Annotated in this window: 26 protein-coding genes; 13 read left to right on the forward strand and 13 right to left on the reverse strand. The window is 46.4% G+C overall.

The features are described from left to right. Positions 1-83 precede the first annotated feature (83 nt). The 3 genes from Q4E93_RS33645 to Q4E93_RS33655 all read left to right on the forward strand — a co-directional run bounded on the left by Q4E93_RS33645 (position 84) and on the right by Q4E93_RS33655 (position 4,248). A complete protein-coding gene (locus tag Q4E93_RS33645) occupies positions 84-749 on the forward strand; it encodes an S-4TM family putative pore-forming effector (protein WP_303592411.1) in 666 nt (221 codons plus the stop codon). Between the two features lie 274 nt (positions 750-1,023). Further along, positions 1,024-1,419 carry a hypothetical protein gene (locus Q4E93_RS33650; RefSeq protein ID WP_303592413.1) on the forward strand — a complete coding sequence of 132 codons (396 nt, stop codon included), beginning with the start codon at positions 1,024-1,026 and terminating at the stop codon, positions 1,417-1,419. An 888-nt stretch (positions 1,420-2,307) separates the two neighbouring features. Beyond that, complete coding sequence (locus Q4E93_RS33655) at positions 2,308-4,248, forward strand: tetratricopeptide repeat protein (protein WP_303592415.1); 1,941 nt, start codon at positions 2,308-2,310, stop codon at positions 4,246-4,248. A 68-nt stretch (positions 4,249-4,316) separates the two neighbouring features. Here the strand turns inward: Q4E93_RS33655 and Q4E93_RS33660 are convergent, their stop codons facing one another. From Q4E93_RS33660 to Q4E93_RS33670, 3 genes are all read right to left on the reverse strand, one after another. After that, positions 4,317-4,736, reverse strand: coding sequence for a hypothetical protein (locus Q4E93_RS33660; protein ID WP_303592417.1), 420 nt, complete (start codon positions 4,734-4,736; stop codon positions 4,317-4,319). A gap of 126 nt (positions 4,737-4,862) precedes the next feature. Next, positions 4,863-5,423 carry an SRPBCC domain-containing protein gene (locus Q4E93_RS33665; RefSeq protein ID WP_303592419.1) on the reverse strand — a complete coding sequence of 187 codons (561 nt, stop codon included), beginning with the start codon at positions 5,421-5,423 and terminating at the stop codon, positions 4,863-4,865. Between the two features lie 24 nt (positions 5,424-5,447). After that, the gene (locus Q4E93_RS33670) at positions 5,448-6,308 is read right to left on the reverse strand and encodes an SDR family oxidoreductase (protein WP_303592420.1); all 861 of its coding nucleotides are present in this window, start codon (positions 6,306-6,308) and stop codon (positions 5,448-5,450) included. 151 nt (positions 6,309-6,459) lie between these two features. Between Q4E93_RS33670 and Q4E93_RS33675 the strand changes: the two genes are divergently transcribed. Then, positions 6,460-8,859 (forward strand): ABC transporter permease, encoded by a 2,400-nt coding sequence (locus tag Q4E93_RS33675; protein WP_303592422.1) that lies wholly within the window; start codon positions 6,460-6,462, stop codon positions 8,857-8,859. A gap of 18 nt (positions 8,860-8,877) precedes the next feature. Here Q4E93_RS33675 and Q4E93_RS33680 read toward each other — a convergent pair whose 3' ends face one another. From Q4E93_RS33680 to Q4E93_RS33700, 6 genes are all read right to left on the reverse strand, one after another. Next, complete coding sequence (locus Q4E93_RS33680; RefSeq protein ID WP_303592424.1) at positions 8,878-9,795, reverse strand: helix-turn-helix domain-containing protein; 918 nt, start codon at positions 9,793-9,795, stop codon at positions 8,878-8,880. An 80-nt stretch (positions 9,796-9,875) separates the two neighbouring features. Beyond that, positions 9,876-10,721 carry an SDR family NAD(P)-dependent oxidoreductase gene (locus Q4E93_RS33685; protein WP_303592426.1) on the reverse strand — a complete coding sequence of 282 codons (846 nt, stop codon included), beginning with the start codon at positions 10,719-10,721 and terminating at the stop codon, positions 9,876-9,878. A gap of 142 nt (positions 10,722-10,863) precedes the next feature. Further along, entirely contained in the window at positions 10,864-11,976 is a 1,113-nt protein-coding gene (locus Q4E93_RS33690) for a hypothetical protein (protein WP_303592429.1), read from the reverse strand. Between the two features lie 127 nt (positions 11,977-12,103). Then, positions 12,104-12,211, reverse strand: a complete 108-nt coding sequence (locus Q4E93_RS34515; protein WP_368501919.1) for a nuclear transport factor 2 family protein — start codon at positions 12,209-12,211, stop codon at positions 12,104-12,106. Further along, positions 12,165-12,614: a Cif family virulence factor gene (locus tag Q4E93_RS33695; RefSeq protein ID WP_303592431.1), complete on the reverse strand. Its 450-nt coding sequence runs from the start codon at positions 12,612-12,614 to the stop codon at positions 12,165-12,167. The genes Q4E93_RS34515 and Q4E93_RS33695 overlap by 47 nt, the downstream gene beginning before the upstream one ends. A gap of 39 nt (positions 12,615-12,653) precedes the next feature. Further along, the gene (locus tag Q4E93_RS33700) at positions 12,654-13,643 is read right to left on the reverse strand and encodes a GlxA family transcriptional regulator (protein ID WP_303592433.1); all 990 of its coding nucleotides are present in this window, start codon (positions 13,641-13,643) and stop codon (positions 12,654-12,656) included. 157 nt (positions 13,644-13,800) lie between these two features. On the opposite strand from Q4E93_RS33700, the gene Q4E93_RS33705 reads away from it, so the two are divergent. From Q4E93_RS33705 to Q4E93_RS33715, 3 genes are read left to right on the forward strand one after another with little or no spacing between them, the layout of a single operon-like run. Further along, entirely contained in the window at positions 13,801-14,268 is a 468-nt protein-coding gene (locus Q4E93_RS33705) for an SRPBCC family protein (RefSeq protein ID WP_303592435.1), read from the forward strand. Between the two features lie 41 nt (positions 14,269-14,309). Beyond that, the gene (locus Q4E93_RS33710) at positions 14,310-14,690 is read left to right on the forward strand and encodes a nuclear transport factor 2 family protein (RefSeq protein WP_303592437.1); all 381 of its coding nucleotides are present in this window, start codon (positions 14,310-14,312) and stop codon (positions 14,688-14,690) included. Positions 14,691-14,731: 41 nt separating this feature from the next. Next, positions 14,732-15,253, forward strand: coding sequence for an SRPBCC family protein (locus Q4E93_RS33715; protein WP_303592439.1), 522 nt, complete (start codon positions 14,732-14,734; stop codon positions 15,251-15,253). Between the two features lie 17 nt (positions 15,254-15,270). On the opposite strand, the gene Q4E93_RS33720 is transcribed toward Q4E93_RS33715, so the two are convergent. Further along, positions 15,271-15,597, reverse strand: a complete 327-nt coding sequence (locus Q4E93_RS33720; RefSeq protein ID WP_303592440.1) for a hypothetical protein — start codon at positions 15,595-15,597, stop codon at positions 15,271-15,273. 218 nt (positions 15,598-15,815) lie between these two features. Between Q4E93_RS33720 and Q4E93_RS33725 the strand changes: the two genes are divergently transcribed. The 5 genes from Q4E93_RS33725 to Q4E93_RS33745 all read left to right on the forward strand — a co-directional run bounded on the left by Q4E93_RS33725 (position 15,816) and on the right by Q4E93_RS33745 (position 22,230). Beyond that, complete coding sequence (locus tag Q4E93_RS33725; protein WP_303592442.1) at positions 15,816-19,019, forward strand: histidine kinase dimerization/phosphoacceptor domain -containing protein; 3,204 nt, start codon at positions 15,816-15,818, stop codon at positions 19,017-19,019. 5 nt (positions 19,020-19,024) lie between these two features. Further along, a complete protein-coding gene (locus tag Q4E93_RS33730) occupies positions 19,025-19,765 on the forward strand; it encodes a response regulator (RefSeq protein ID WP_303592444.1) in 741 nt (246 codons plus the stop codon). Positions 19,766-20,098: 333 nt separating this feature from the next. Then, complete coding sequence (locus Q4E93_RS33735) at positions 20,099-20,758, forward strand: peroxiredoxin (protein ID WP_303592446.1); 660 nt, start codon at positions 20,099-20,101, stop codon at positions 20,756-20,758. Positions 20,759-20,782: 24 nt separating this feature from the next. Further along, positions 20,783-21,925 carry an NAD(P)/FAD-dependent oxidoreductase gene (locus Q4E93_RS33740; protein WP_303592448.1) on the forward strand — a complete coding sequence of 381 codons (1,143 nt, stop codon included), beginning with the start codon at positions 20,783-20,785 and terminating at the stop codon, positions 21,923-21,925. A gap of 26 nt (positions 21,926-21,951) precedes the next feature. Further along, a complete protein-coding gene (locus tag Q4E93_RS33745; RefSeq protein ID WP_303592450.1) occupies positions 21,952-22,230 on the forward strand; it encodes a hypothetical protein in 279 nt (92 codons plus the stop codon). Between the two features lie 37 nt (positions 22,231-22,267). Here Q4E93_RS33745 and Q4E93_RS33750 read toward each other — a convergent pair whose 3' ends face one another. Both Q4E93_RS33750 and Q4E93_RS33755 read right to left on the reverse strand, forming a co-directional pair. Next, on the reverse strand, positions 22,268-22,459 hold the full coding sequence (locus Q4E93_RS33750) for a hypothetical protein (protein ID WP_303592452.1): 192 nt from the start codon (positions 22,457-22,459) through the stop codon (positions 22,268-22,270). 198 nt (positions 22,460-22,657) lie between these two features. After that, positions 22,658-23,413 carry an SDR family oxidoreductase gene (locus tag Q4E93_RS33755; protein ID WP_303592454.1) on the reverse strand — a complete coding sequence of 252 codons (756 nt, stop codon included), beginning with the start codon at positions 23,411-23,413 and terminating at the stop codon, positions 22,658-22,660. Positions 23,414-23,707: 294 nt separating this feature from the next. On the opposite strand from Q4E93_RS33755, the gene Q4E93_RS33760 reads away from it, so the two are divergent. Further along, complete coding sequence (locus Q4E93_RS33760) at positions 23,708-26,095, forward strand: ABC transporter permease (RefSeq protein WP_303592456.1); 2,388 nt, start codon at positions 23,708-23,710, stop codon at positions 26,093-26,095. Here the strand turns inward: Q4E93_RS33760 and Q4E93_RS33765 are convergent. Next, positions 26,092-26,454 carry a TfoX/Sxy family protein gene (locus tag Q4E93_RS33765; protein WP_303592458.1) on the reverse strand — a complete coding sequence of 121 codons (363 nt, stop codon included), beginning with the start codon at positions 26,452-26,454 and terminating at the stop codon, positions 26,092-26,094. The genes Q4E93_RS33760 and Q4E93_RS33765 overlap by 4 nt on opposite strands. Positions 26,455-26,622 lie beyond the last annotated feature (168 nt).

A 26,622-nucleotide genomic window follows, 5' to 3' on the forward strand; every position in this document is an offset into this window, starting at 1 on the left:
AAAAACAATCGATCTTTGTAAAGGAAGAATGAATTAAAAGTCTAAATCAACCTTGTCCTAAAAGCGATAAGGCTTCACTATCATTGCTAATTTGTTTTGCCGATATTTTGTTCTTCAATGTCTATATCTCAGGTTTAAGAACAAATGCAGCCAAGGTGCAGGAATTATTTGACTGCAATTTATTTGGCCTGTCCTGGAACGGAACAAATAGTGGCACTAAACCCGAAGCTCATATAATAGAACAAAATGCGGAAAAATTGGTGCCGGATCCAAAAATGCCATTAGAAAACTGGTACGATATTAATTTAGACGGTTTGTCAAATGAAAGAAGTATTTTATTATGCCAGGAGACGAATTTATTTTATGATGGCAAGCTGAGGGAACATTTTAAAACTGCAAATATCCTCTGTTGCATATCTGTTTTTGTAATTTCTCTGGGTATTGCAATTATTACAGATATTAAAGTTCGCACCTACCTTACGACTGTCCTACTTCCTGTCTTGCCTGTGATTACCATAACGCTCAAGACAATCATGGAAAATAGGAAATCTTTGTCAGCATCTTCAGACTTAAAAAAAACAGTATTGCAATTAAAATTAAGCCAGCAAGATCCAACGATGCAAGAGTTACGCCAGGTCCAAGATAAGATATATTGTAGCAGAAAGGATAGCGCGCTTGTTCCAGAATGGTATTATAAATGGAGGCGTTCAAGACTTGAAAAGGCGATGAAAGCAAATGCGGATCATTGATATTTCCTGTAATTATAAGGGGGAAGATTTTCGATAGGATATCATCATTCCCTCATTCTAATCTGTTATGATTTTAATTTAGAGGAACCATGACCTCAAAGAATATAATTTTTAATTTACCAAGCAATGTACAAAGATGTGCAAACAAATATTTTATCATGCTGATCGGGACGCATCCTTGAAGCAAGGGCAAGAAATAGCATTGGGTGAGGATAATCTTTCATATTTTGGAAGAGTGTATTGGCCCATCATACAATCCGCAAATATCCAGGAAATGAATTCGGCGCAACTGCGGGAGTACTATTTGGAAACGATTAAACGTGAACCCAGATATCATTTGTATTCCTCAAGATTACAATCAATCTTTGCCGCAAACTCCATCCCAGAAGCTATTGTTTTCGCCAACTCCATTGAACCGAAGCCAAAACACCCAATCCCAATAATCGAAATATATGCAACCAGGTTTTGGAATTTAGATTCGAACTGGTTAGATTTTGAGCCAGGTCCAAATCGCATTGACTTATATCGGGATTACTGGGAAGCAAAAATTAGCAACCATTGTCCTGATGTCGGCGAAAGACGGCCACCTCGATTGGAAGTAATGATAGCATTACCTGCAACTGCCGGAAAAATTGTACATATTGTAGAAGGAAACTCCGTCAGTAAATAATTTACAATGCGCCAGGATATTTATGTAAACTGGCCAATTTTCAATGGAAGTTTGCCCCTTGTCATTCACAAAGAAAAAGTCAAAAAGTTTGGATATCTACCGACAGGAGAGTTTAGACCCAGATTTTAGAAAATGAGATAATTTGCAAAAAAATTCAAATTACCTCCGGTATCAAATGTCGTTTGGCTTTATGAAAAGGTTTAAAATATGCTCAAAAAGGTTATAAGACTGATTTTGCTCAATTAATTATTTGATCTAAATTGTAACTGTTATTTCAAATCGTTGCAAAAGACTTCGGTGGAAAATTCGGTGCACCGCCAGCCACACGAGCACAATACATTGAAAATAAACCATATTGGAGGTTAGGTTCGAATCCCTCCCTCTCCGCAGATATTGGTTAACATAGATTAAAATAAAGAAAGAAGCCAGCAACGACGCACGTTTGCTGGCTTTTTAGTTTTTACTCTCGCCTGGTTTTATCCTCTTTTCTCGGGCAGAGTTTCGGTTTGCTCTTTTACCTTTAAAAGGATTTGCCACAGGGAAGTTCCCATTTACTTGCCAAAAACAGCACTAAACATTTGAATGCCTACCTGGAAACCTTGCAGGAAAAGGTTTACGAGATCAAAAGAAGGTTGTTCGTCAGCCAATGATCGTTTTCTTACTTAGATCTTCCTGCCTCAGGCAACAGACTTAAACCTTCGAATTCATTCCATTTGGTGCTAGTTGAAAAAGCAGGCAATATATTTCAATCGATCGGAGACAGCCTAGACCTGATAAAATCGCAGTAATGCTTAAAAAATAGTTATTTATACTTTGTAAAATTCATTATATTAGTCGAGAGCGTGTGTTCGATGATGATTAAAAGTTAGCCCCAGTCATTCTCCCCTTATGAGTAAAACAGTCGTTGTTATTGGTATATTGTTGATAGCGCTGCAACCATACCAGCCCTGCTGGGCGCAATCTGCCAACATTTCCCGGTTACGAAGCAAGATACTTGCCAGGCAACAGCACCCTGGCTATTTAAAAGATACAGCCTATGTTGAATTACTTGACAGCCTGGCCTTTTCCTATTTCAGGATTAGCGTCGACAGCCTGATTTTCTACAGCGACAAAGCCCTGGAACTTGCAACCCAAATCGGGTATGCCAGGGGCCAGTCCATAAGTCTAAGGCATAAAGGAAATGCCTATTTTGAACTGGGCGACTATTCAAAAATGTTACTGTATTACCAGGATGCACTTCGCGTGGCAGAGAAGGAGAACGATTCGCTATTAATGGCGAAAGCCATGTACAATATAGGGAATAATGCCTATCATGTAATAGGAAGAAATGAGGACGCCCGGAATATAATAAAAAAGGCAAGCGATATTTTTCAAATCAGGAAAGACAGCCTTGCCTGGTACATGGCAATAACTGTAATTGGGTCGCTTTGGGCCAATGATAAAAAGTACGAAGAGGCGTTGTCTTGTTTTAATCGTGCATTACAGGTTGCAACTGCCCTGAAAGACAGGTATGCCATTGTGATAGTCAACGATCAAATTGGAAAGCTTTACCAGGCTGAAGGCAGGTTCAAAGAAGCATTGGCATCGTTACTTCAAGCCTGGGATTATTTTAGTAATACCGATGATATGACACGCCAGTCCCAATGCGCAAGCGAGGTTGCTGACGTATATATTCAGTTAAAGAACTACCCAATGGCTTTAAAATATGCCAGTATAAGTTTACAAAAGGCGCAGGCGGTAAAAAGTAAACCCCATATTCTGAACGCCGTTAATGAACTGGCAGCTACTTATGAAGCACTGGGCGATACTCGTTATGCATTGAAGTATTTCAAATTATTAAAGCAGGCTTCGGACAGTGTTGCTAATGAAACAATGCGTAAGAAAACAGAACAACTGGAGGCACGCTATGAATTCGAGAAAAAGGAAGCGCTTTTAAATGCTGCCCAGGAAAAAAAGGATGCCCTGAATAAAAGTATTGTTCAGAAAAAGGAACTGCAGATTTTCATTGCTTTGCTGTTGATCCTGTTACTTAGTCTGCTGGTTCTGTTACTAATCAGAAGTAGAGCAATCAAACAAAAGAACAACCTGATACTGGAAACCAAAAATGAAGAAATAGAGCGACAAGCCCTGTTATTGTTGAAAAATAACCAGGAAAAAGACAACATGTTCTCCATCATTTCCCATGACCTGAAAGTGCCATTACATTCTCTAAAAGTGATACTGCAATTGCTGGGAGAAAATTACCAGGAAAAGGAAAATATCGAAAAGATATTGGAAGAACTTCGCCGGGACGTTAATTATTCTTCAGATTTGGTGAATAACCTGCTGTTCTGGGCCAGTAGCCAGTTTAGGGGCAGTTCCGTTATGCCCGTTATATTTTCTGTACACCAGGTCATAACCGATGCTTTGCAAATTTTTATTAAACAGGCTGAGGCAAAAGGCATTAAGCTTAAGCATGAATTGACAGCTGAGGAAATAACTGTATGGGCCGACATGAATATGATACAGGTTATCATTCGTAACCTGGTGAGCAATGCTATTAAATTTTGTAATACGGGTAATACTATTACCGTTTCGGTAAGCACCTCCAATGCTGTAGTTACCATAAGCGTGGCAGATAACGGGATAGGCATACCACCGGAAACACTGGAAAAATTAAACCAGGGCCAAATGGTTTCCACTTTTGGTACGGCAGATGAAAAGGGCATAGGCCTGGGCTTACGGTTATGTTATGAACTGGCCAAATTAAATAATGGCTTATTAACAGTGGAAAGCAAGCCTGGAGAAGGCAGCATCTTCTACCTGGCATTGCCCTGCAAGCCTTTGTAATGCTTGTTGCCAAAGGCTGCTTCAATGGGGCCAATACAATAGTATCTGTATTGCAGAGGGTGAATCACTTATAAACCGTTGGTTATAAACTTTGGATTAAAATACCTCATTCCAACTGCACTAGTGAAGGCAGAGGATACACAGGCCAGTCCACTTACACCTATGTTCACGAGCTTATTTGCAGGCTTTTGCTTTAGGAAGTCAATTCCCTGGATATAACTTCCGCACATGATGGCAGTTGTTACCCGCAAATAGGCCGCTTGAAACCGCTGATCTGGCGTGCCATGGTGGCTAGGATCGCTAAAAAAGTAATCGCCATTGGAATAAACATTGGCATAGTAAGATTGGATCTGGCTCCATGCATACTGCTTTGCCAAATCCATATAGAAACCGGAAAACGCATCGGCTTCCAACGCTCTATGCTCAGGCTTGTAATACTCATTCCAGTTATAGCTCCAAAAGCACCACCATTGCAGTATAGCTGTCAAGAGAAAGGCCGTTGCGCGCCTCGATGCGGGGGAAATAACGAGAAATGAGCTGGCCAGGGAATGCTTTTCTTTCCCAATTGTTGCATGCGGACTTCATTTTCCGCATGTGATCAAATATGACAGTTCTCACTTCGACAAATCTGAAATATTGCCTGCGGCAGCATGAAATTGTTCTTCATCTGTCGTCATGGGCTTGCCAGTGCTGTTCGGCTGGCCCTTACCCGTGGTGATCAGGCTCCACAAACTCAGCCGTATATAGTGGGTCCACCCATTCGAACAGACATCAAAACATTCATACGCGGGAACTAAACCCAGGTGAGTGAAACGGATTTGCGTCTTATTATCCTTTTTGGAGATTTCAAAACTGATGCTTGTACCAACCCATTCGCTTTTGTCTTCCGTGAACCTGGCGTTACTGCCCAATTGACGGGAAGGAACATCGAAAATTCCAGGCTTAAAATAATTGTCCATTACAAGCCAAACGACTTTTTCGTCAGCGATGACTTCTATCAATTTCAATTGACAACGATGAATGTCTTCGAAATGGTATAGAAACTCATCATTGAGCTTATCCGTGCTGCCTTCAATTTCCTCCGACCACCACCCGCGGACATTGGTAATGGCATTAAAAGCTTCTTTCGGTGTTTTGTCTACCAATATGGTAGTGGTAAAATCTGGCGTAGTCATTTTCTTTGTAATTTTTATTTTGTTTCAATTCAACATCCCCTGCATACCAAATGCAGTCAAAAATTGCTCGTATTGCTCTTTCACATGCTTATTGGCACTTTCCGCATAGTTCCCGGTTGCGGGATCCACAACAGTCCTTAAAGGCCTTTCACCTGTGGGCATATTAATGAGCTGCAGCACTGCGTCGGCAACCAATTGCGGATTGGGTTTCAATGCTTCAAACATTTGCCCGACACCTGCTCCAATTTGTTCAGGGACTTTTGCCAGATCTCCATATCCGGCTATTACGGCAGCATCTGAGCCGGTCATTGTTTTTCCAAAAATTTCAGTGGGAAATGCCCCGGGTTGTATCATAATTACATCCACGCCCAAAGGTCTTACTTCATAGTGCAAGCCCTCCGTTAATCCTTCCAATGCGAACTTGGAACAATTGTACGCCATTTGAAATGGAAATGAGAAACGGCCTGCGACACTTGAAATATTAATGATCAACCCCTTTCCCTGCCTGCGCATTTGAGGCAATACCGCTCTGATGATCCTCCAGGGGCCTTTCACATTCACATCCATAGCTTTCTCCAGATCCCCTTCTGTAAACGTCTCGGCAATTCCGGTCGCATAGACGCCCGCATTATTTACCACCACATCGATGCTGCCTTCTTTCCTGATGATCATAGCGACAGCATCAGTTACAGACTTTCCGTCGGTAACATCCACATCTACTACTTCAATGTTTGCCTGCTGAGCCAATTCCTTTGCTTTATCGGCATTACGCCCTTTCGTATCGCGCATGGCAGCATATACCTTGTGCCCTGCAGTCGCGCAACTGTTTGCCGCAAGCCAACCAAATCCGCTGTTCGTCCCGGTAATGAATATGACTTTTTTCATTGCTTTTTTTTCCAAAATTAGGTAACCGAATGGTGACCCATGGGTGGCACTAGTGCCATATACCCATGGCGATATTGCCATATCTCCGGTTAAAAGACCCGTCCGATATATTTTTTTATGGAATTCCGCCTGTTTTGCATTTCACCTGGTTATGGCAAACCATCTGCGCACCGCATGGCGTCACCTTAAGCGGGAGAAGGGTTTCACCGCTATGACTGTTTTTGGCCTGGCGCTGGGCCTGACGGCCTGTATCTTTATCACCCTCTTTGTAGTGAACGAACTCGCTTATGATCGGTACAATGCCAATGCCGACCGCATTTTCCGTATCGCTTCCGATCTCCATATCAATGGCGGCAGCATCAATGATGTGGCAACCCCGCCGGCCATGGCAGCCGCGCTTATCCGGGATTTCCCCTCCGTGGCGAATGCGGTGCGCATTCGGGCCGTACAAAAGAACGTGGCCGTTCACGTCGGAGGCAAGGTGTTTTCCGAGCCCGGCGTCATGTTGGCGGATGCTTCGCTTTTCTCCGTTTTTACGCTTCCGATGATGGATGGAGATCCCCGCACCGTCCTTTCAGCGCCGAACGCTGTCGTACTGTCAGCAACACTTGCGAAACGGTACTTCAACACTACGGAGGCGGTGGGACAAACCCTCCGGTTCGACCAGGATACCGCGGTCTATGTAGTGACGGGAGTGATCCGGGATATGCCCGCGGCATCACATATCCATTTTCAACTGATAAGATCGCTCCAGCAAAAGAAGGAGGAATGGATCAACCTGTTTGCCGCCACTTACGTGCTGGTTCGCCCCGGCATTCGGGCGGCCGATATAGACGGGATGCTGGCGCAGACCGTTGAGAAATATGTTGATCCGCAAATACATGAACAGCTCCACAACAGCGCAGCCGATCTGCGGCGCAACGGAGATCATTTCCGGTATTATTGCATGCCGTTGACCCGGATCCATCTCTATTCCAATCTGGGTCACGAATTTGAACCCAACGGGAGTATTCAGTATGTGGTCCTTTTAATGGTCGTGGCGGTGCTGATCCTGGTGGTCGCCTGTATTAATTTTGTCAATCTTTCGATTGCCCGCAGCCTGCGGCGGCTACGCGAGATCGGGGTGAAAAAAGTGCTGGGGTCAGGCCGGCGACGCCTGGTCGCACAGTTCCTGGTGGAATCCGTATGCATGGCCGGGATCGCCATGGGAGTGGCGGTTTTCCTGGTAGTGATCCTCCTTCCCTTTTTTGATCAGTTGGCCGGCAAGTCCTTTACTGCCTCCATCCTTCTGTCCCCATGGATGGTCCCGGCCTTCTTGCTGGCGACAGGCCTGGTTGGCCTTGTATCCGGCGCCTATCCTGCGCTGGCGCTGTCACGCATCGCCCCCCTGCATATCTTGCGGGGCCATACGACGCTGGGGAGCCGCACTACGATACTGCGGACGGTGCTGCTGGTTTTCCAATTCAGCGTCGCCATGGTGCTGATGATCGGTACAGGGGTGATCTACTCCCAGCTATCCTACATCCGGCGCCATGACCTGGGTTACACCCGCCAGCAGGTGGTCACGATAAAGGATACCCGTACGCTGGGCGACCAGGTATGGACCTTTGCCAATGAGGCGAAAAATTTACCTGGAGTGGTTAGCGCCACCGTATCAGGGTCTCTACCTCACCAAAAAGTGGTCTACCGGGGCTTTTTTAAGGATAGGAGCGCTTCGGTAACCTCGACGGCCCTGCTGGGTGACTGGCAGATCGATGCCGATTATCTGAGAACTTTGGATATGAAACTGGTCATCGGGAGGAATTTCTCGCCTCAATTGCCTACCGATTCGGCGTGCGCGCTGATCAACGAGACCGCCGCCCGGGTGCTCGGATACGCCTGGCCGCTGGGCGAAAAGATCTATACGGGGACAGATTCGGCTTCGGGGTTCCGGATCATCGGTGTCGTGAAGGACTTCAACACTGGCTCCCTTCGCGATCCCATCGATCCGGTGGTATTCCGCCTTGGGCGGGATGGCAGTGCCGTTACGTTTCGGCTGTCCCATTTGAATATGACAGGCACCCTGAAGGCTATCAGGAGCAGATATGAAGAGGTGGCGAATGGACATCCTTTCATTTATTCGTTTCTTGACGAGGATTTCCATCGCCTTTATGAGGCTGATCAAAGGACTGGCAGCCTCTTTACCCTCTTCTCCGGTCTTGCGATCATTATCGCCGGTTTAGGAATGTTTGGCCTTGTGTCGGCGGCGACGGAACAAAGAACCAAAGAACTGGGGATCCGGAGGATACTGGGCGCCCGGGCAGCGGACCTGGCGCTCCTCCTGTTGAAAGACTATGTGCCCGCTATCGGACTGGCCATTGCCATCGCGTTACCGGTAGGCGCCTGGGTGTCGCATAGCTGGCTACAAGGATTTGCCTATCGTACGCAGCTGCAACCGTGGATATTGGTCGCCGCCCCATTGTCTGCAGTCGGCATAGCTGTGCTGATTGTAGGAATGAAGGCCAGTCGGGCTGCGTGGCTAAATGTGACGGATGCCCTGAGAATGGAGTGAAAGATGGGACCCCTTCTCTTAATTGAAAGATCGCCTGAATTGCAATGGCGAAAGGTGCGTCTTTGTTTTAAATAACTTACTGAATGACTGCGGATGTTCAAACCCTAATTCATATGCAATTTCACTTACAGACAAACGGGTAACAGACAATTTTTCCTTAGCTTTCTCTATAAGTTTATCGTGGATGTGCTGCTGTGCATTCCGACCCGTAAGCGAACGCAGCATATCGCTTAAATAACTGGGAGAATAGTTCAGGCGTTCCGAAAGATATTGCACCGTCGGTATTCCCCGGCTTAAAGACATTTCGTTGGTAAAATATTCGTCTAAAATTTCTTCCAGCTTTTGCAACAGATCGCTACTCATTGCTTTTCGGGTGATGAATTGCCGCTTGTAAAAACGATTGGCATAATTCAACAATAATTCAATTTGGGATACGATCACATCCTGGCTAAAATCATCGATCCTGCTTTTTAGCTCCTGTTCTATTAGCTTAAAAATTGAAATAATAGTCGTTTTCTCAGTTTCAGAAAGGTGCAATGCTTCATTGACTGAATAAGAGAAAAAACCATACTGCTTGATCTTCTTTGCCAAAGGATAATTCCATAAAAGATCCGGATGTATCAGCAAAGCATACCGGGAACAGGCGCCGACTTCACCATTGCCGCCGACTATCTGGTTAGGAGACGCGAACATTAAGCCGCCTTCATCAAAATCATAATAATCCTGGCCATATTTTAGCTTCCCGCTAAGTTTCTCCCTATACGATATTTTATAAAAATTCAGCACATGGGACTGGGGCAATCTGTTACTTTCGACTTTGCTTTTTGCATGATCTATTAAACTTATCAATGGATGTAGCGGCTTAGGCAGGCCAAGCGCCCGATGTGCCTCGGATAAAGAGGCAAACTTTTGAGGGATACTTTCTTTCTTTTTCATCGATACAATTTAACACAATTACAACCGACCCCAAAAAATCGGTTGTAATGTATTCCCCTCCAAAGGATTTCAGAGGTTCTTTACTTTGATTGGCCCTGGGCTGAATTCGAAACAGACTCCCATGCTTCCCAGGTGGCCAGCCGCTCGGCATAGGCGGCGCGCACCCAAGGCAAATTCTGGCTGCCGAGGAACAAACGCAGCGGCGGGTTTTCCGCATCCACAATCTTAAAGAGGGCCTCTGGCGTCGCATTCGGATCGCCTCTTTCCGCGTTCCTTAAACGTCCCATAAAGTGCGTCCTAAGCTCTGCATAGATACCTAGCTCTCCGGCAAACTTCAAAGATGACTGGCTCCCAAACTCGGTCGCATAGGCGCCAGGTTCTATGATTGTCACTTTAATACCAAAAGGCTTAACCTCTGCGGCAAGGCTCTCGTGGATCGCTTCGAATGCCCATTTGGACGAACAATAATAGCCGATCAATGGCATCGTCACATGACCAAGGCCGCTCGATATACCAAGTATATGCCCCCAGCCCTGTTTTCGCAGCAACGGTAGGGCCGCTTGAACGACAGAAATTGCGCCAAAAATGTTCGTGTCATACAGCGCCCGGACTTCGCTCTCACTGGCCTCCTCTATCGTGCCGACCAGAGAATAGCCGGCATTATTGACAATGACATCGAGCCTTCCGAAGTGGGCATGGGCCTTTGCCACGACCTCCTTCACCTGATGGGGCCTGGTCACGTCCAGTTCCATCGTGAGGACATTTTCACCATACTTTTCTTTGAGAGGGGCAATGCTTTCCCACCTGCGGGCCGTAGCAGCGACCTTGTCGCCACGTTTAAGTGCAGCATCGGCCCAAACACGTCCAAAACCCCGGGATGCGCCGGTAATAAACCATACTTTATTAGTTTTATTTTGTCGTACCATTACTCGATATTTTAGATGAGTGATACAACAAAGGTCAACAGACGCCGTTTGTCGCGTCTAACCTAATCGGGGGTATTTGTAGCCAAAATGAGGAATCCTATCCTTTTGCTCCCTATTGAAAACAGCCTTCCCTGCAGCGATCTCATTTCACCTTTGCAATAACAATACTGGGCGTAGCAGTGTAATTAAAAGTGATACTCTCATCATAAACCTGCTTCTTATAAACAAGACCCGATTTCAGGTTGGAACCCTTAGCCAGCCTCGGAGTAGTCGGCCAATACCAGAGAAACAGGTGGATCAGGCTGACGGGATTCCCTGTAACAACCATAGAAGTGACTCGTCCGTCCTTATCCACCTTTGCTTTGACCTGTAGCTTCCCATACAGCGCCTGTGTGCGCGAAGATGGGATCATATTGATGACCATTAGGTTATTCGCACCTAATTCGGCATTTTGCAGATCGAAGGTCCCCTCCTCCACCAGGAATTTGGGAATACTCAGCACCCAATAGAATTTGAAACCCATGAACCGGCAAAGGTAAGATGACTGGCTGGCAAGGCCTGCTTGCTCATGGTATTCCTTCCGCGTTCCAATCTCATATTCCTGTCCCCCCTCTTCCACCGTCATCATCGTCTTGCTGTCATCCCCATCGTCTTTGAGGGATGCCTGGCTGGCCTGCTTTTGTTGCTGCTCGGCCACAGTCTTCAGGCTGTCCTGTGCTTTCTCATAGGCAGCTTCCCTGTCCTGTCGCTCTATTTCAGCCAGTCGCTCTTGCTCTTTTTCGTTGTCCTGCCTTTGTTGCAGAGCGGCATAGATGGTTTCATAACTGCCAATGGCAAACTGCGGATAATCCCTCTTGAAATTGTCAATAGTGGTTTTGAGATCGGATACTTTCGTTGCATAGTACAGACTATGCTTATTCGCTACACCAGAAATGCAATCATCCAGGTGATCCAGGTCTCTGCTAAGCGCTTTATAAGCTTCCTTCCGCTGAGCGTTGTAAGGAGGGTAATCGCACACTTCCGCCAGACTTTTCGGGGATATCTTTTTGTAATAAAAGCTGTCGTCCCCTATTATGACCAATTCAGGCTCCATGGCCTCGTTGATCTTCCGAAAGTTCAACGCATCGTCTCCTTGTCTGGATTTCTTCGCGCTACCAACCGCTTGCACGGCCTTCCCTATAGAGAAAGTTCCCTGACCGACAGTAATGATTGAACAGATAAATAAAAGGGAAAGTAGGGCAATAAGGGTTTTCATGGTTAAAGGTTACAGGGTTTTAAATAGGGTTGCAAACACGGATAAATATACAAAAGTCCGGGAAGATCCAAAACCTAAGGACTATTTATTTACGGTGTATAACAGTCTTGGCTATGGCAATATTTTTTCATTTGTTGGATATGCCTGATGCATGAAGGTGAATGATAAACCAGGAATGATCCCTTTTTTCAAAGACTAACGTCCGTCTGCCGAACATACCCGGGTCTTCCAACACGAATGTTACGATGGCTACGGTCCCCAACAGCTGTATTTTTAAACTTTGGGGGGACGATTGTCAGGTAGGGCCCATGATCCTTCTCGCTCCTGACCTTATCAAAAAAAGGCTTAAAAACACGTTCGATCTCTGTTTTATTATTTGCCCTGCCTGTAAACCTGGCCGAAGGGGGAAAGAAGGCGGTTGCGCTGTCTTCAAAGTAACCGGCAAAACGATCCCAATCCAACATGGAGAACGAGGTGACAAAATTATTCACCGTTTGAACAAGGGATACGGAGTCCGTAAGACCTTCTGCCACGCCAGTTTGTGACCACGATCGGGTTGTCATAACAAAAACCAGGCACAGGACAGAAAAGGCCTTTTTTTGCCAGTTACCCTTGTTCATAGGTAATATGTTTCCCATAATTCTGATTATTAGTTGGAGATCATTCCCGCTCCCTCATCACTTCATTTTAAGCGACCCCCGGCCATATTTATCTTTATATTCCCGTGGCGTCATGCCTACATGCCGCTTAAATACCTTTCTGAAAAAGCTCATGTCTTCATATCCGCATTTCATAGCCACCTGTTCAATCCCATAACTTTTATTCTCCAGCATCTTTTTTGCATTCTCAATTCTAAAACGTTGCAGGTATTCCAGCGGGGTGTTACTGGTCGCCTGCTCAAATCGCCGGATCAGATTTCTGGGACTCATATTGCTGATGCCAGCCATTTCCTTCACCGTGATGGTCTTGGTGTAGTTCTTCTCCATATATTGCTGCACAACTGCGATCGCATCATCAGCATGGCCTTTTTGAAACTGAAATATGGAAAAGCTGGTTTGTGGCTGCTGGTGCATATTGATCATCAGGATCTTGGAAGCGGTAATGGCTACCTCATGTCCGCAAAACTTTTCGATCAGGTATATCATGAAAGTAGTAAAGCTAAAAGCGCCGCCGCAGGTATAAATACTGCCCTGATCAACGATAATTTTATCGTCCTCCACCGTCACCTGTGGATACTTCTTCCGGAACAAATCGGCAAACATCCAATTGGTAGTTGCTTTTTTGCCATTTAAAAGCCCTGTGGCAGCCAATAGAAAACTGCCTACGCAAATACTTGCCAGCTCGGTATTACCTTTATATTGCTCCTTCAGCCACTCAATGATCCTGGCCTCCTTTTGAAGGACTTCCTCAATTTTCGTGGAGAACATTGCTGGAATGATCACCAGGTCATAAACATCCTTCTTTGTTATCTTCTGCTGTGTATTTTCACTAAAAGGCTTTCTCCAGAAAACGCCCTTTTCCTCTGTAATGAGATCAATCTCAAAATCAATATCCAATGCCTTCCCACTTACAACAGGATAGGTCCTCATTAAAGCTGCAAAAATATCAGCGGGCCCGCTTACGCTTGTCGGCACAGCGTAAGTATAATTCAGTATACCAATTTTCATAAAACACCTTCTGTGATGAGTAATGATCCAGTTACCCTGTAAATTACACAAATTTGGCATTATCAACCTCATTGTTGTCAGTTTAGCCACTTTTACCGGCTCCCGGGGGATGGTATCTTTGTATGGTAAATCATCACAAACAATAAAAACAAAGATCATGCAAAAGCAGCATTTCACGACTACCATATTGGTAGACCAGTCGCCGCTGGACGTTTTCAACGCGATCAACAACGTACGTGGTTGGTGGTCGGAAGGCATCGAAGGCAACACCAGTAATCTCAACGATGAGTTTACATTCCAGGTAAAAGACGTCCATTACACCAAACATAAACTGACAGAAGTCATTCCGGGTAAAAAAGTCGTTTGGCTAACTACGGACAGTCACTTAAGCTTCATTCAAGACAAACACGAATGGACAGGCACGAAAGTCATTTTCGATATCACCGAAGCCGGCAATAAAACAAAGCTGGTCTTCACACACGAAGGTCTGACTCCCGATGTGGAATGCTATGACGCCTGCTCACCCGCATGGACGGAGTACATACAACACAGTTTGTTCAATTTGATCACCACAGGCAAAGGCGATCCTAATCTTGAAGGAAAAAGAATTAAAGCGATAAAGTAAAACAGGTACCCACAATTATAACCATAATAAAGAAATTAACAATGACACAGACAAATAACAAGGTAATGACAACCCGGGAAATTGCCGCTCGTTTCAACGAACTTGCCAGGGAGGAAAAATGGTTCGAGATCCAGGACGAGCTTTTTGCAGATAATGCAAGAAGCATTGAACCAGCAGGCTCCCCCTATTTTGGCTATGCCGAAGGCCGAGAAGCGATTCGCAAAAAAGGAAAAGATTTCGTCAGCCGTATAACCGCGGTTCACCGGCTCTTTACCACAGAGCCCATGGTGGCCGGCAATCACTTCGCCGTAGGAAGATTGACAGATATCACGGTGGAAGGCCATGGCAGGATCCAGATAGACCAGATAATGCTCTACGAAGTTAAGAATGGCCAAATTGTGTTGGAGCAATTTATCTACTAGTGAATAAGGCAGGTATTTCTACATAACATAAAACGATCAGGATGAAAAAAACAGAAAGCCAGACGCTGCAAGATAAAAGTTTCACGACTACGCTGCTGGTAACCCAATCCCCGGGAGAAGTATTTGATGCCGTCAACAATGTTCGCGGATGGTGGTCGGAGTCCATCGAAGGGATCACCGACCAGCTCAATGCCGAATTTCTTCAGTATTACCGGGATATCCATATTGCCAAAATGAAAATTATAGAATTCACGCCCGGCAAAAAAGTGACATGGCTTGTTGTAGACAGCCGCTTCAGTTTTACTAAGATCCAAAATGAATGGAAGGATACCAAAATTTGCTTTGAAATTTCCAGGAAAGGCGATAAAACCCAGCTCCTTTTCACCCACCAGGGTTTAGTTCCGGCGTACGAATGTTACGACGTGTGCGATGGCGCCTGGACCGATCTGATAAATATCAGCTTGCGCGGCCTGATCACGAAAGGAAAAGGCCATCCCAATCCGAAGGAGGAAAAGGCCTTCAATCCCATACAAGCCAAAAGATGGAAATTGGCAAATGGCTAGGATGGAAGGCTCTGCAATCAGGACAGCACACGCACAAAAGGATATTTCTTATCCAGCTGAAATCTACTCGCGAAGGGAATGACCCCATCCTGGAGAAAAACGATCGACGTAATGACGAATGCAATGATAAAGAAAAGGAGCGGTCCCCCCCAATTGCCCACCCAGGTATTCTCCCTCGATATAGACGGCCAGAAAACAAGATATCGGATCTCCATGGTAGTGGTGGTATCGCTGACGCCATTTCGAAGATAATTTTCCTCATACACTTTATGATCGACCGTATAAGCTATCGCAGCATGTTGAACAGATCGATATCTTCTGCCAACGCCATGCCCAAATCCCAAAACCTCTCCGTTAGCTACCCGACTGAAAAGCCATATGCCCTGATATAGAAGACAGACACCAATAATAGCTAGTATTACCAGGCAATAAAATCGTGTACGGGAGATCACCATAGGCCAAAGGTTGAATATACCTTCAAAATACTATAAATCAAATAAATAAGCAAATATTAACTTGTCGCATACAGCCTATTACAAATAGTGATTATCTTCAATCCGGAATGCCCTGGTCAATATTTATAAAAGCAGATCCCCGGCTCGTCAACCGCTCAGTTTGCTGCATACTCGTCCTGGCCTGGGCGATATCCGGCCCTTGTCTTTTTGCACAAAGCAATCCCGCAAATGATAATGCCGGATACACCATCAATAAAAGGTTTCTTTCCATCGAAGACGGACTGGCATCCCACGAAGTATTTTGCGGTCTGCAGGATACTGCAGGCTTCCTGTGGTTCGGCACCCGCAATGGGCTGAACCGCTATGATGGCAAAAATTGTCTGCTCTTCACGCACCAGCGAAATAACCTGCAGGATAATAAAGTGGTGCAGCTGGCAAAAGACGATGCTGATCGCCTGTTTATAGAATACAGCAGTACGGGTTTTCAGCTCAGCACCATCGGCAAGGTGGATGTAATGAATGCCGCTACACAAGAAGTAAAAACCCTTACGGCTGCCTTTCCAAACATGCCCTTCAAAGAGCAGGACGTTTACTGGATCTCGAATGATGGAACAGATGAAATTAATTTCCTCACCGCCTTTCCTTTCAGGCTCTGGAAATACTCATCTAAACACGGATTCCACCTTCGCTATGAAATTAAAGACTGGAACAGGTATGACACTTTGCCCTTGGTTGATTATCGCAGCACAGGACCGCTCTGCATGTTCGCAAAGGGAAAAGCGCTGTTGAAATTGTTCAACCAGTCAACACAATATTTGATATCAGCTGACACCGTAATTGCATTTACTCAAAAGGATGCATTGAGGTCGCTGCCAATGGGTTTCACAAGCCAGAACGATCTCCTGATCGCCTATAACACCAAAACAGAAAGTAATACCTTTAACGTAGGGATGATATCCCATACGGGCAATAGTGAGTTTCCAGCCCATCTGCAAAATTTCAATACAGACAGCATTAAAGGAAGGTACTGGTACCAGGCCGCGGGCTCGGCAGATGGCGCCTCATGCATATTTTATATAAGCACGGATGCACTTTATCTCTGGAATGAATCTGCTTTCTTGAAAATAGTTGCCAGGTCGGAGATGAAAGCCTTTGAAAATCTATTCCTTTACCAGCTTTTTCCCGACAATTTAGGAAACCTTTGGCTCTGCACTTCACATGGCGTATTACAGCTGAAGATAGAAAAAAGCCGTTTCAGACAATACTTTACAGGCAAACAACAAAATATTCAGCCGAACAGCCAGGTCCGTGGTATATATGCCGATGACTCAGGCAGGATAGTGGCCAATATATGGACGCACACTTTCATGCAACAGGACGGAAAAATGCAATATACGGCGAATGAAGAGATCAAGTATGCGCTCATCAAACACCATTCGGAACTTTATTGTGGAGGCAACGACTTGTTCTATTATGATGATAAAAAAAACAAGACCGTAAAATTCGCGACGGGACAACGATCCGAAATATGGTCAATGTTTTCGCTCAATGACAGCCTGCTGCTGCTGGGAAGGACCAGCGGGTTTTCGTTGTTCAATTCCAACACGCGCAAGATCGACTCACTTTCTCCTGCCAATAAAAATATCCCTGAAGCCAGGTTTGTATATCGTTTCTTTAAAAACAAGGACGACACTTTGTGGGCCGTTGCCGAAAACGGGTTATACAAAATAGCCGCCGCCAATGGCCACTGGTCAGTAAGTTATGAGCGGTCGCCGGTGATCAATGCGCTGATCTTACAGGATACATACGCCGATGCTGACGGAATATACTGGCTCGCTACCAATGGCGAGGGCTTATATCGCTGGGACCGGAAAGCAGATTCCTTCCGGCAATTCAATATCACTTCCGGCTTCCCTTCAGATGTTTTGTACAGGCTGGAACCAGACGGCTATGACAACCTTTGGATCAGTTCGGATTACGGCTTGATCCGTTTCAACAGGAAGACATTGTCCGTAAGAACGTACACCACTGGCGATGGCATTTCTCACAATGAGTTCAACAGGACTTCATCATTCAGGGCTAAGGATGGCAGGCTTTTCTTTGGCGGCCTGGATGGCGTAAACGCCTTCGATCCAAAAGATTTTACAACAGATACCAATGCATTTAATATACCATTTCGGATCATTGCTTTCCACCAATTTATAGGATCCCGCAGTGAGCTGGTTAATAAGACAAACGATCTATTGAACACTTCACAAATTAAACTGGCGCCTAACGATCAATTCTTCACACTTGAATTTCAATTGCTGGATTTTGCAAAAAATGAAGTGTCCCGATACGCATACCAAATTGAAGGGATAGATGGAAGATGGAATTATATCAGTGAAAACTCCATACGCATCAGCGGATTGCCATACGGGAGATTCACCCTGCATATTAAAGCGCAGAGCCGTGAAGGTGCATGGAGCAGAAGCGTATTGAGCATCCCATTGATAGTTCTAAAACCATTCTATCTTGAATGGTGGTTCCTCGCTTTAATAACTTTGGCATTTGCAACAGCTGTTTACTGGATAATAAACAGGAGAACAAAACAGCTGGCCGCGGAAAAGAACAAGCTGGAGAAATTGGTGAATGAAAGGACCGCACAGTTAAAACAATCACTATCAACCCAGGCTGAACTGCTGGTTGAGAAGGATGTATTGATGAAAGAAATTCATCACCGGGTAAAAAATAATCTACAGGTTATTTCCGGGCTGCTGGAATTGCAGAGCAAAAGCCTGAATGATGAGGCCGCACGGGATGCATTGCAGGATGGACGCAGCCGGGTAAGAAGTATTGCATTGATACACCAGAACCTCTACCAGTTCGAGAACATCAGTACGATTGAGCTCGGGAGATTTGTAAATGACCTGTGCAGGCAGGTAGAAAGCGTGTTTCATATGAAGAATAAGGTGGTGATGAATATAGAAGTACCTCACTTGCACCTGGATATTGACACGGCCGTTCCACTCGGATTGATCATGAATGAGCTATTATCCAACTCCTTTAAATATGCCTTTAATAATGGCAAGTCCGGGGAAATAAACCTTGAGATCCGCACCCGGACAGAAGGGAAATACGACCTGACCTATTCCGACAACGGCCCCGGACTACCGGTGGATCTTGATGTGAGAAAAGCAAAAACGCTGGGCATGCAGCTCATCAATGACCTCAGCAGGCAAATAGGAGGGAAAGTGAAATATGAGAACAACAATGGCGCCATGTTTACAATAAATTTTACTAACCGCAATATGCGCAAAAACGAGGATTAACGCTTATGTCCGTTCTAAAAATAGGAATTGTAGAGGATGAGCTGGTGATAGCCCGTACTATCCTGAGCACGCTTGGCGAATTGGGGTATTCATATTGTGGTCCCGCAATAAGCTATACGGAGGCAATAGAAATGCTGGACGATGACAAACCCGATCTGCTGTTGCTCGACATTCAATTGTCGGGAAAGAAAGATGGCATTGATCTGGCCAAAAAGATCAATGAGTTTTACCAGATCCCGTTTATTTTCCTGACAGCCAACAGCGATGCTGAAACAATCGACCGCGCAAAAAAAGTAAAGCCCCATGCCTATATTGTCAAGCCTTTTACCAAAGAAGAGTTGTTTGCGGCGATTGAGATCGCATTCAGCAATTTCACCGGCAATCTATCGAATACGAAGACGGAGCAGGCAGCCTCATATAGCAGCAAGGGCTATATGTTTGTGAGAGATGGCTATGTTTTTAGGAAAATATTCTTCAATGAGCTATTATACATGGAGAGCGATGCCAATTATGTCACCCTTCATCTAAGATCTCAAAAAACAGTGATGGTAAGATCTACGCTCAACGATTTTATCGGGCAGATGGGCGAAAAGAGTTTCATTCGGGTCCATCGCAGCTATTCCGTCAATATCAATTTGATTGATGATATTTTCCCCACGGAGATCTCGGTCGCCGGAGTTAAGATCCCTATTGGTAGATCATTCAGGGACAACCTTTTTAAGGCCCTCGGAATAAAAGAGGACTGACCAAATTCAGCCCTGATCATTTCCCTCACAAACCAGGCGTAATTCATCCCCACCCAGGCGGATTCATCCCTTTTATTTTGCAGACTTTTATGGCGGGGGCAAATTTGCCCATGCAATGCCACTATTGGATTTAGATAAGATCATCATTAAAAGGACCATCCTGGGCATCCGCTGCACGAACTGTGGAGGCAACCTCGTAATGACCCAAAAAGGGTCCATGACAGGCCGCTTTATTAAACTGATCTCCCTTGGAACCATTAAACCAAAACATTTCGAATGCGAAAACTGTAAAAAAAAGCATCTCTTATTATAAACCCTTCAAAATCAGTAACAATGAGTATCAGATTAGGCGACATCGCACCGGATTTCCAGGCCGACACAACGCAAGGCGTCATTCATTTTCACGAATGGATAGGTGACGGTTGGGCGATTCTTTTCTCCCATCCAAAAGATTTCACGCCGGTTTGCACCACCGAGCTTGGATATATGGCCAGGCTTGCACCTGAGTTCAGGCAAAGGAACTGCAAGGTTATTGGCTTGAGCGTAGATCCGGTGGAGAGCCATTTAAAATGGGAAAAAGATATTGAAGAAACGCAGGGATATGCAGTCAACTATCCTATGATCGGAGACCCCACCCTTTCCATTGCAAAATTGTATGATATGCTTCCCGCAGACGAGGCTGGCACTTCAGAGGGCAGAACAGCAGCCACCAATCACACCGTTCGTTCGGTTTTTGTGATCGGCCCTGATAAGAAGATCAAACTGCACCTTACGTATCCAATGACCACCGGGCGCAATTTTAATGAGATCCTCCGTGTGCTTGACTCGATGCAGCTTACGGCAGCACACAAGGTAGCCACCCCTGTCAACTGGAACAAGGGAGAGGATGTGATCATCGTCCCCGCGGTATCGGATGCGGAAGCAAAAGAAAAATACCCGCAAGGCTGGAAAACAGTCAAACCGTATTTGCGCCTCGTCGCTCAGCCAGGGTAATAACTAACAATGTAAAATACAGCAATGAAATTACGTGTTGTAGTATTAGGTGCAGGTTTTGGAGGAATGGAGCTAAGCTCCATTCTTTCTGAAACGCTGGGAGACGATCTTGATCTTACGCTGATAGATCAAAATGATTCCTTCTATTTTGGCTTTTCCAAGCTGGACGTAATGTTTGGACGCAAGTCTTCGGATGCTGTTAAAATTCCTTACAGCAGCATCTCAAAACCAGGCGTGCAATTCCGGAAAGAAACGATTACATCCATTCAGCCGGCCACCAGGACCGTTACTACTCAAAACACTGTCTATGAAGCCGATGTATTGGTAGTAGCGCTGGGCGCTGATTACGACATCCAGGCCACGCCCGGGCTGGTGGAATTCGGCAACGAATACTATACTTTTGAAGGCGCTGAAAAACTGAGGGAGGTGATTCCCTCTTTTAGAAAAGGGCATGCCATCGTTGGTGTATGTGGCGCGCCGTTCAAATGCCCGCCGGCGCCCAGTGAAGCCGCGCTGATGTTGCACGACTATCTCAGTACCGCAGGGATCCGTGACGCCTGTACCATAAGCCTGGTGATACCCTATGGATCTCCCATCCCCCCTTCCCCCGACTCATCGAAGGCTTTGATCAAAGCATTTGAGGAAAGGAATATTCAATTCATACCGCAGCGTAAAGTGACGTCCATCGACGGATCACGAAAACTGGCCGTTTTGGATGATGGGACCGAAATGCCATTCGATCTGTTCCTCGGTATCCCAAAACATGTTGCGCCAGACGTCGTATTGCAAAGCGGGATGGTCGAAAATGGATGGATCCCGGTTGACAGGGCACATCTGTTGACAAAGTTCCCAAATGTGTATGCCATTGGCGATGTTACGAGCGTGGGAACACCAAAGGCAGGCGTATTTGCAGAAGGTGCCGCAAAAACCGCAGCGGCTTCCATTATCGCAGCGTTTAACAAGAAGGAAAACCAATCACCCTACACCGGGGCAGGCTCCTGTTATATCGAGTTCGGGAAGGGTGAAATAGGACGCGTGGACGTTGATTTCTTCTCCGGTCCCAAGCCTTTTGGGATCCATCATGACGCATCAGCAGCGCTGGCAGCCGACAAGGAATACTTTGGTTCAAGCCGCAAAGCCCGCTGGTTTGGAATAAACACAGCCTGATTTCTAATGACACTAAATTTAAAAAAATGCCTACTTATTTAATTGAGATCCCTCACTCGGAAAATACTTTCGAATGCAGGCAGGTTATCAAATTGTTTGTTGAATCCGGCTCGCATTTACTGGCAAACGCGCATTGGGGCTGCAAATCCGGGGTCCACAAATCGTGGTTCATAGACGACTTTGCCAGCAAAGATGAGGCGCTCCGGGTTGTCCCCCCTTTCTTAAGGCCTTCTGCCAGCATCATCGAATTGATAAGATTCACCAAAAGCGATATTCAGCAGTTTGCCAATGCCGCCGGGACCTAAACCCAATTTTAAGCGGTTAATATTTCAAACGACAGCCTTACAATAAGTTCAGCGGGCTTCCGGCAGCAACGCTTTCTTCTGTGTGCGTCAACGACAGGTCCTCCATACGAATGGCGTCGTCGAGAAATTCGCTCCCTTCGCTGGTGTTCCGCGGGAGCTCATGGCTGGTTACCAACACAGGCTCGTCTACCACACTGCGCTTGATGGGATGAAAAAAGAAAAAATGCATGATGCTTGATTTAAATAGTGAAAAAATTGGTCTGCTGCCTGCCGGCTTGCCGTGTTGTTGACCGGTTTTCGCAAGGATCATACGCCGGCGTAGGGATATCCTGGTGCACGAACAGGTGGAAAGTGCACTCCCGTTACAACCGCCTCGGCAAACTGACACCCGTCATCTTCGTTCCAACAACCAGCAGACCACTAACCTTTAGGCATGTTGCAGTTGCCCTGCCATCCATGCTTCAAAGTTGATAGTTCCTAGTTGTGCTTTTCCGGCCGGCACCAATGAAGCAGCGCCAATAGAGGCCCCATAATAGGTGGATTTGCTATTGGGCACCACCTTGCGCGGATCACTCATGTCTTGCAGATACCGGGTGACAAGCTCAGGCATGGTAAAACGCTCCGGACCGGCTATCTCTGTTACACCATTAATGGGCGCCTTCAGCGCAGCGGCTGATACGAAGGAAGCCACATCTTCGGCAGCGATGGGCTGGAATTGTACATCCGAAATATGTACTATATCCCCCTCCATAGCCTGATTTGCGATACCTGCCAGGAACTCGAAGAACTGAGTGCTCCGGATGATCGTGTAAGGAACGCCGGATTTCCTCACCAGGTCTTCCTGAACTTTCTTAGCTCGCATGTATCCGCTTTCCTGCATAAGGTCCACGCCTACGATAGAAAGTGCCAGGTGATGCTTTACGCCCGCATTGATCTCCGCCGCCAGTAAATTGCGGCCGGCCGTCTGAAAGAATTGCAGGACGGCATCGTCTTCGAATGAGGGAGAATTGGCCAGGTCTACGACAATATCCGTGTTGCTCAATGCCTCAGCCAATCCTTCTCCTGTAATGGTATTGATGCCCCCCGCCGGAGAGGCGGCAATGACCTCGTGACCTGACCCGCGAAGTTTCGCGACTACTTTGCTTCCGATGAGGCCGGTGCCTCCGATGACTACGATTTTCATAATTTTGATTTTTAGTTTCCTATGGGAAATCTAACAGAATGCCAAACACACATGTCCTTGATAACAAATAACATGGACAGATCAGGCCCACTTATTTTTCACTGTATTTCGTGAAAGCACGATGGCCTTCATCATATGAAGGGAGAATATAACTTGCGTAATACCCATTTTCCCCGCAAACGCATCTCATCCTCAATGGCCGCCGCTCATCTATTTCCGGCCGGCCCCGGGTATTCAACGGCCGCGTTTCCGTATATTACGGAAATAAAAAAAAACTCTCGAAAACCGACCGTCATGCTCAAAAACCTCCTCCTCGTAGCTATACGTAATTTTAAAAGGGATAAATGGTACAGCCTGCTCAACATCCTGGGCTTGACGATCGGCATCACTTTCAGCCTCTTCCTCATATTTTATATAAAAGACGAGCTGAGCTACGACGCTTATAATAAAAATGCCGACCGGCTCTATCGCATCACCTCCTATATCAAGGAACCTGAAAAGGATACGTTGAAAATGGCCATTACCCAGGTCCCGCTGGCAGCCGCGCTTAAGAACGAATTTCCGGAAGTGGAGGAAGCCACCCGCTTCATCGCAGCCGGCAAGCCCATGTTCAAAAATGGCGATGCAAGGTTTTATGAGGAGAAAGTATACGTCGCGGACAGCAACGTTTTCAGGGTATTCACTTACCAGTTCATCGAAGGCGATCCGAATACAGCCCTCCTGGCCCCACGGTCACTCGTCCTGACAGAATCCATCGCCAGGAAATATTTTGGCAAGACCCAGTCCGTGGTTGGCAAGGCCTTGCAAAATGACAAGGGCGAGATCTATAAGGTGACAGCCGTCATCAGGGACGTGCCCAGGAATTCCCATATCAGGTTCAATATCCTGATCTCCTTCAGCACCATGCCCAAGGATTTTGGTGCCGACAACTGGGGTAATTTCAACATCTTCACCTATGTCCTCCTCAAGCCAAATACCAACCCCGCCGCCCTGGAAAAAAAGCTCCTGCCCATGTATAAAAAGCACATGGCTGCCATCTTCGCCCAGTTCAACATCACCATCAGGTACGGCGTTCAACCAATCAAATCCATCCACCTGCACTCGGACATGGGCTATGAACCCGAAGAGCTGGGAAATGTCTCCTATATCTATATTTTCGCCTCTGTAGCCCTCTTCATGCTCCTGATCGCCTGCATCAATTACATGAACCTGACCACCGCCCGCTCGGCAAGACGCGCAAAAGAGATCGGCATACGCAAGGTCACAGGCGTGACGAAACCCCAACTGGTCACTCAATTCCTGGTGGAATCCACGCTGACTGCCCTCTTCGCCCTCCTGCTCAGCATCGGCCTGATCGCCTTGCTCTTGTCGACCTTCAATACCCTTGCCGGCAAACAAATTTCTTTTAATGACATCCTGAAACCAGGCATCTTCCTGATCCTGCTGGCCGTCGTCATCTTCGTAGGCCTGGTGGGCGGCAGCTATCCCGCCTTTTACCTTTCGGGCTTCAATCCCATCAGCATTCTGAAAGGCAATCTCTCCAAAGGCTCCAGCAATTCCACCCTCCGCAGAGTACTGGTAGTAGTGCAGTTCTCCATCTCCATGATCATGCTCATCTGCACCTGGGTGGTCTATAGCCAGCTCCACTTCCTGCGTACAGTGGATCTGGGTTTCAACAAACAGCAGGTCCTCACGCTGGCGGCCAATAGCAACAACGACATTAGACCCAAGGTAGAAGCCTTCCAGAACGACCTCCGAAAAAATCCCAATATAACCTCCGTAAGTACTTCCCAGGCCACACCCGGCGCTGATGAGATCAGCTTCAGCCTGCACAGCATCGAGACAAAAAATGGCTTCGTAGACAAAGGCGTGGACAACTATGCCATAGACGAGCATTTTATTCCCACCCTGGGCATGCAGATCAAAGAAGGCAGGAACTTCACGGGATTGGGCGATACCCTGAGAAGGGTCATCGTAAATCAAAGCCTGGTAAAATACTTCAACTGGGAGAACCCCATTGGCAAGCGGCTTAGACAATCCGGCGACACAACGGCCTATTTTGTGGTAATAGGCGTGGTAAAAGACTTTAATCAGAAGTCGCTCTACAATCCCATCACCCCGCTGGTGCTCTACTACACGCACAACAGCAATCGTATACAGCTGAAACTGGACGGCAGGAACATCCCCGCCACGGTAACAAGTATCGAAAGATCCTGGAAGACATACTTCCCGGACCTGCCTTTCGCCTACACTTTCCTGGACCAGGACTTCGATTCGCAATACGCAGCCGACCAGAAACGAGGGAAAATTTTCACCGCCTTCTCCATCCTCACCATCCTGATCACCTGCCTGGGCCTCCTTGGCCTCATTGCATTCACCACCGAACAAAGACAAAAGGAGATCAGCATTCGTAAGGTAATGGGCGCCGGCATCAGGCAGATCGTTCCCCTGCTGACAAGAAATTTCGTATACCTCGTGGGCCTGTCCTGCCTCATTTCTTTCCCGGTCGCCTGGCTGTTCATGAGCAAATGGCTGAAGATCTTCCCATACAACACTGGCCTGAACGCTACCCCCTTCCTGCTGTCAGCCCTTTCGGTCTTGCTGATCACGCTGCTCACCGTCATGTTCCATGCATTAAGGGCCGCCGTGGCAAATCCCGTAAAAAGCCTCAAAGCAGATTAGGACTGCTTCTTTCTAACAGTCTTTTTTTTCTTAGACGACTTCGCATGCTTATTAAAATCCAGGCAAAGCCTGATCCAAAAATCCAATTCAGCCTTCCTGGAAAGATCAGCTTCGTTCACAAGAATATACCCTTTATACTCCCTGCCCTTCATCACCATCGCCCGGCAGGGCTTCTCCTCCAGCAACTGATCATGCAGCGCCGGATCGATCCGGCACATGATCCTGTCGGGCCCAACACTGATACACATCTTATCATCCACCATAAAGGTGATCCCCCGGAACATGACCTTTTCCTCCACCTTCGGCACGTCCACAAGGGCCACTCGTATCCGGTCGGCTAATTTTTCACTATAAGGCATAAATAAATATACAAAAATTATCAAAACCTCACCCCCATCACCGCCCCCGCCCCCCTTCGGAAACCAAAACCCTCCATTCGGTGAACCTCTCTTCCCACCTGGGAAAAGTGGCCACTAAGTGGTATTGCTAATGCTCGTCTACAGCCCAATCTTTGTAAAAAAAAGATT

The organism is Flavitalea plasmicola (assembly GCF_030546645.1).
In the GTDB taxonomy this organism is placed as follows: domain Bacteria; phylum Bacteroidota; class Bacteroidia; order Chitinophagales; family Chitinophagaceae; genus Puia.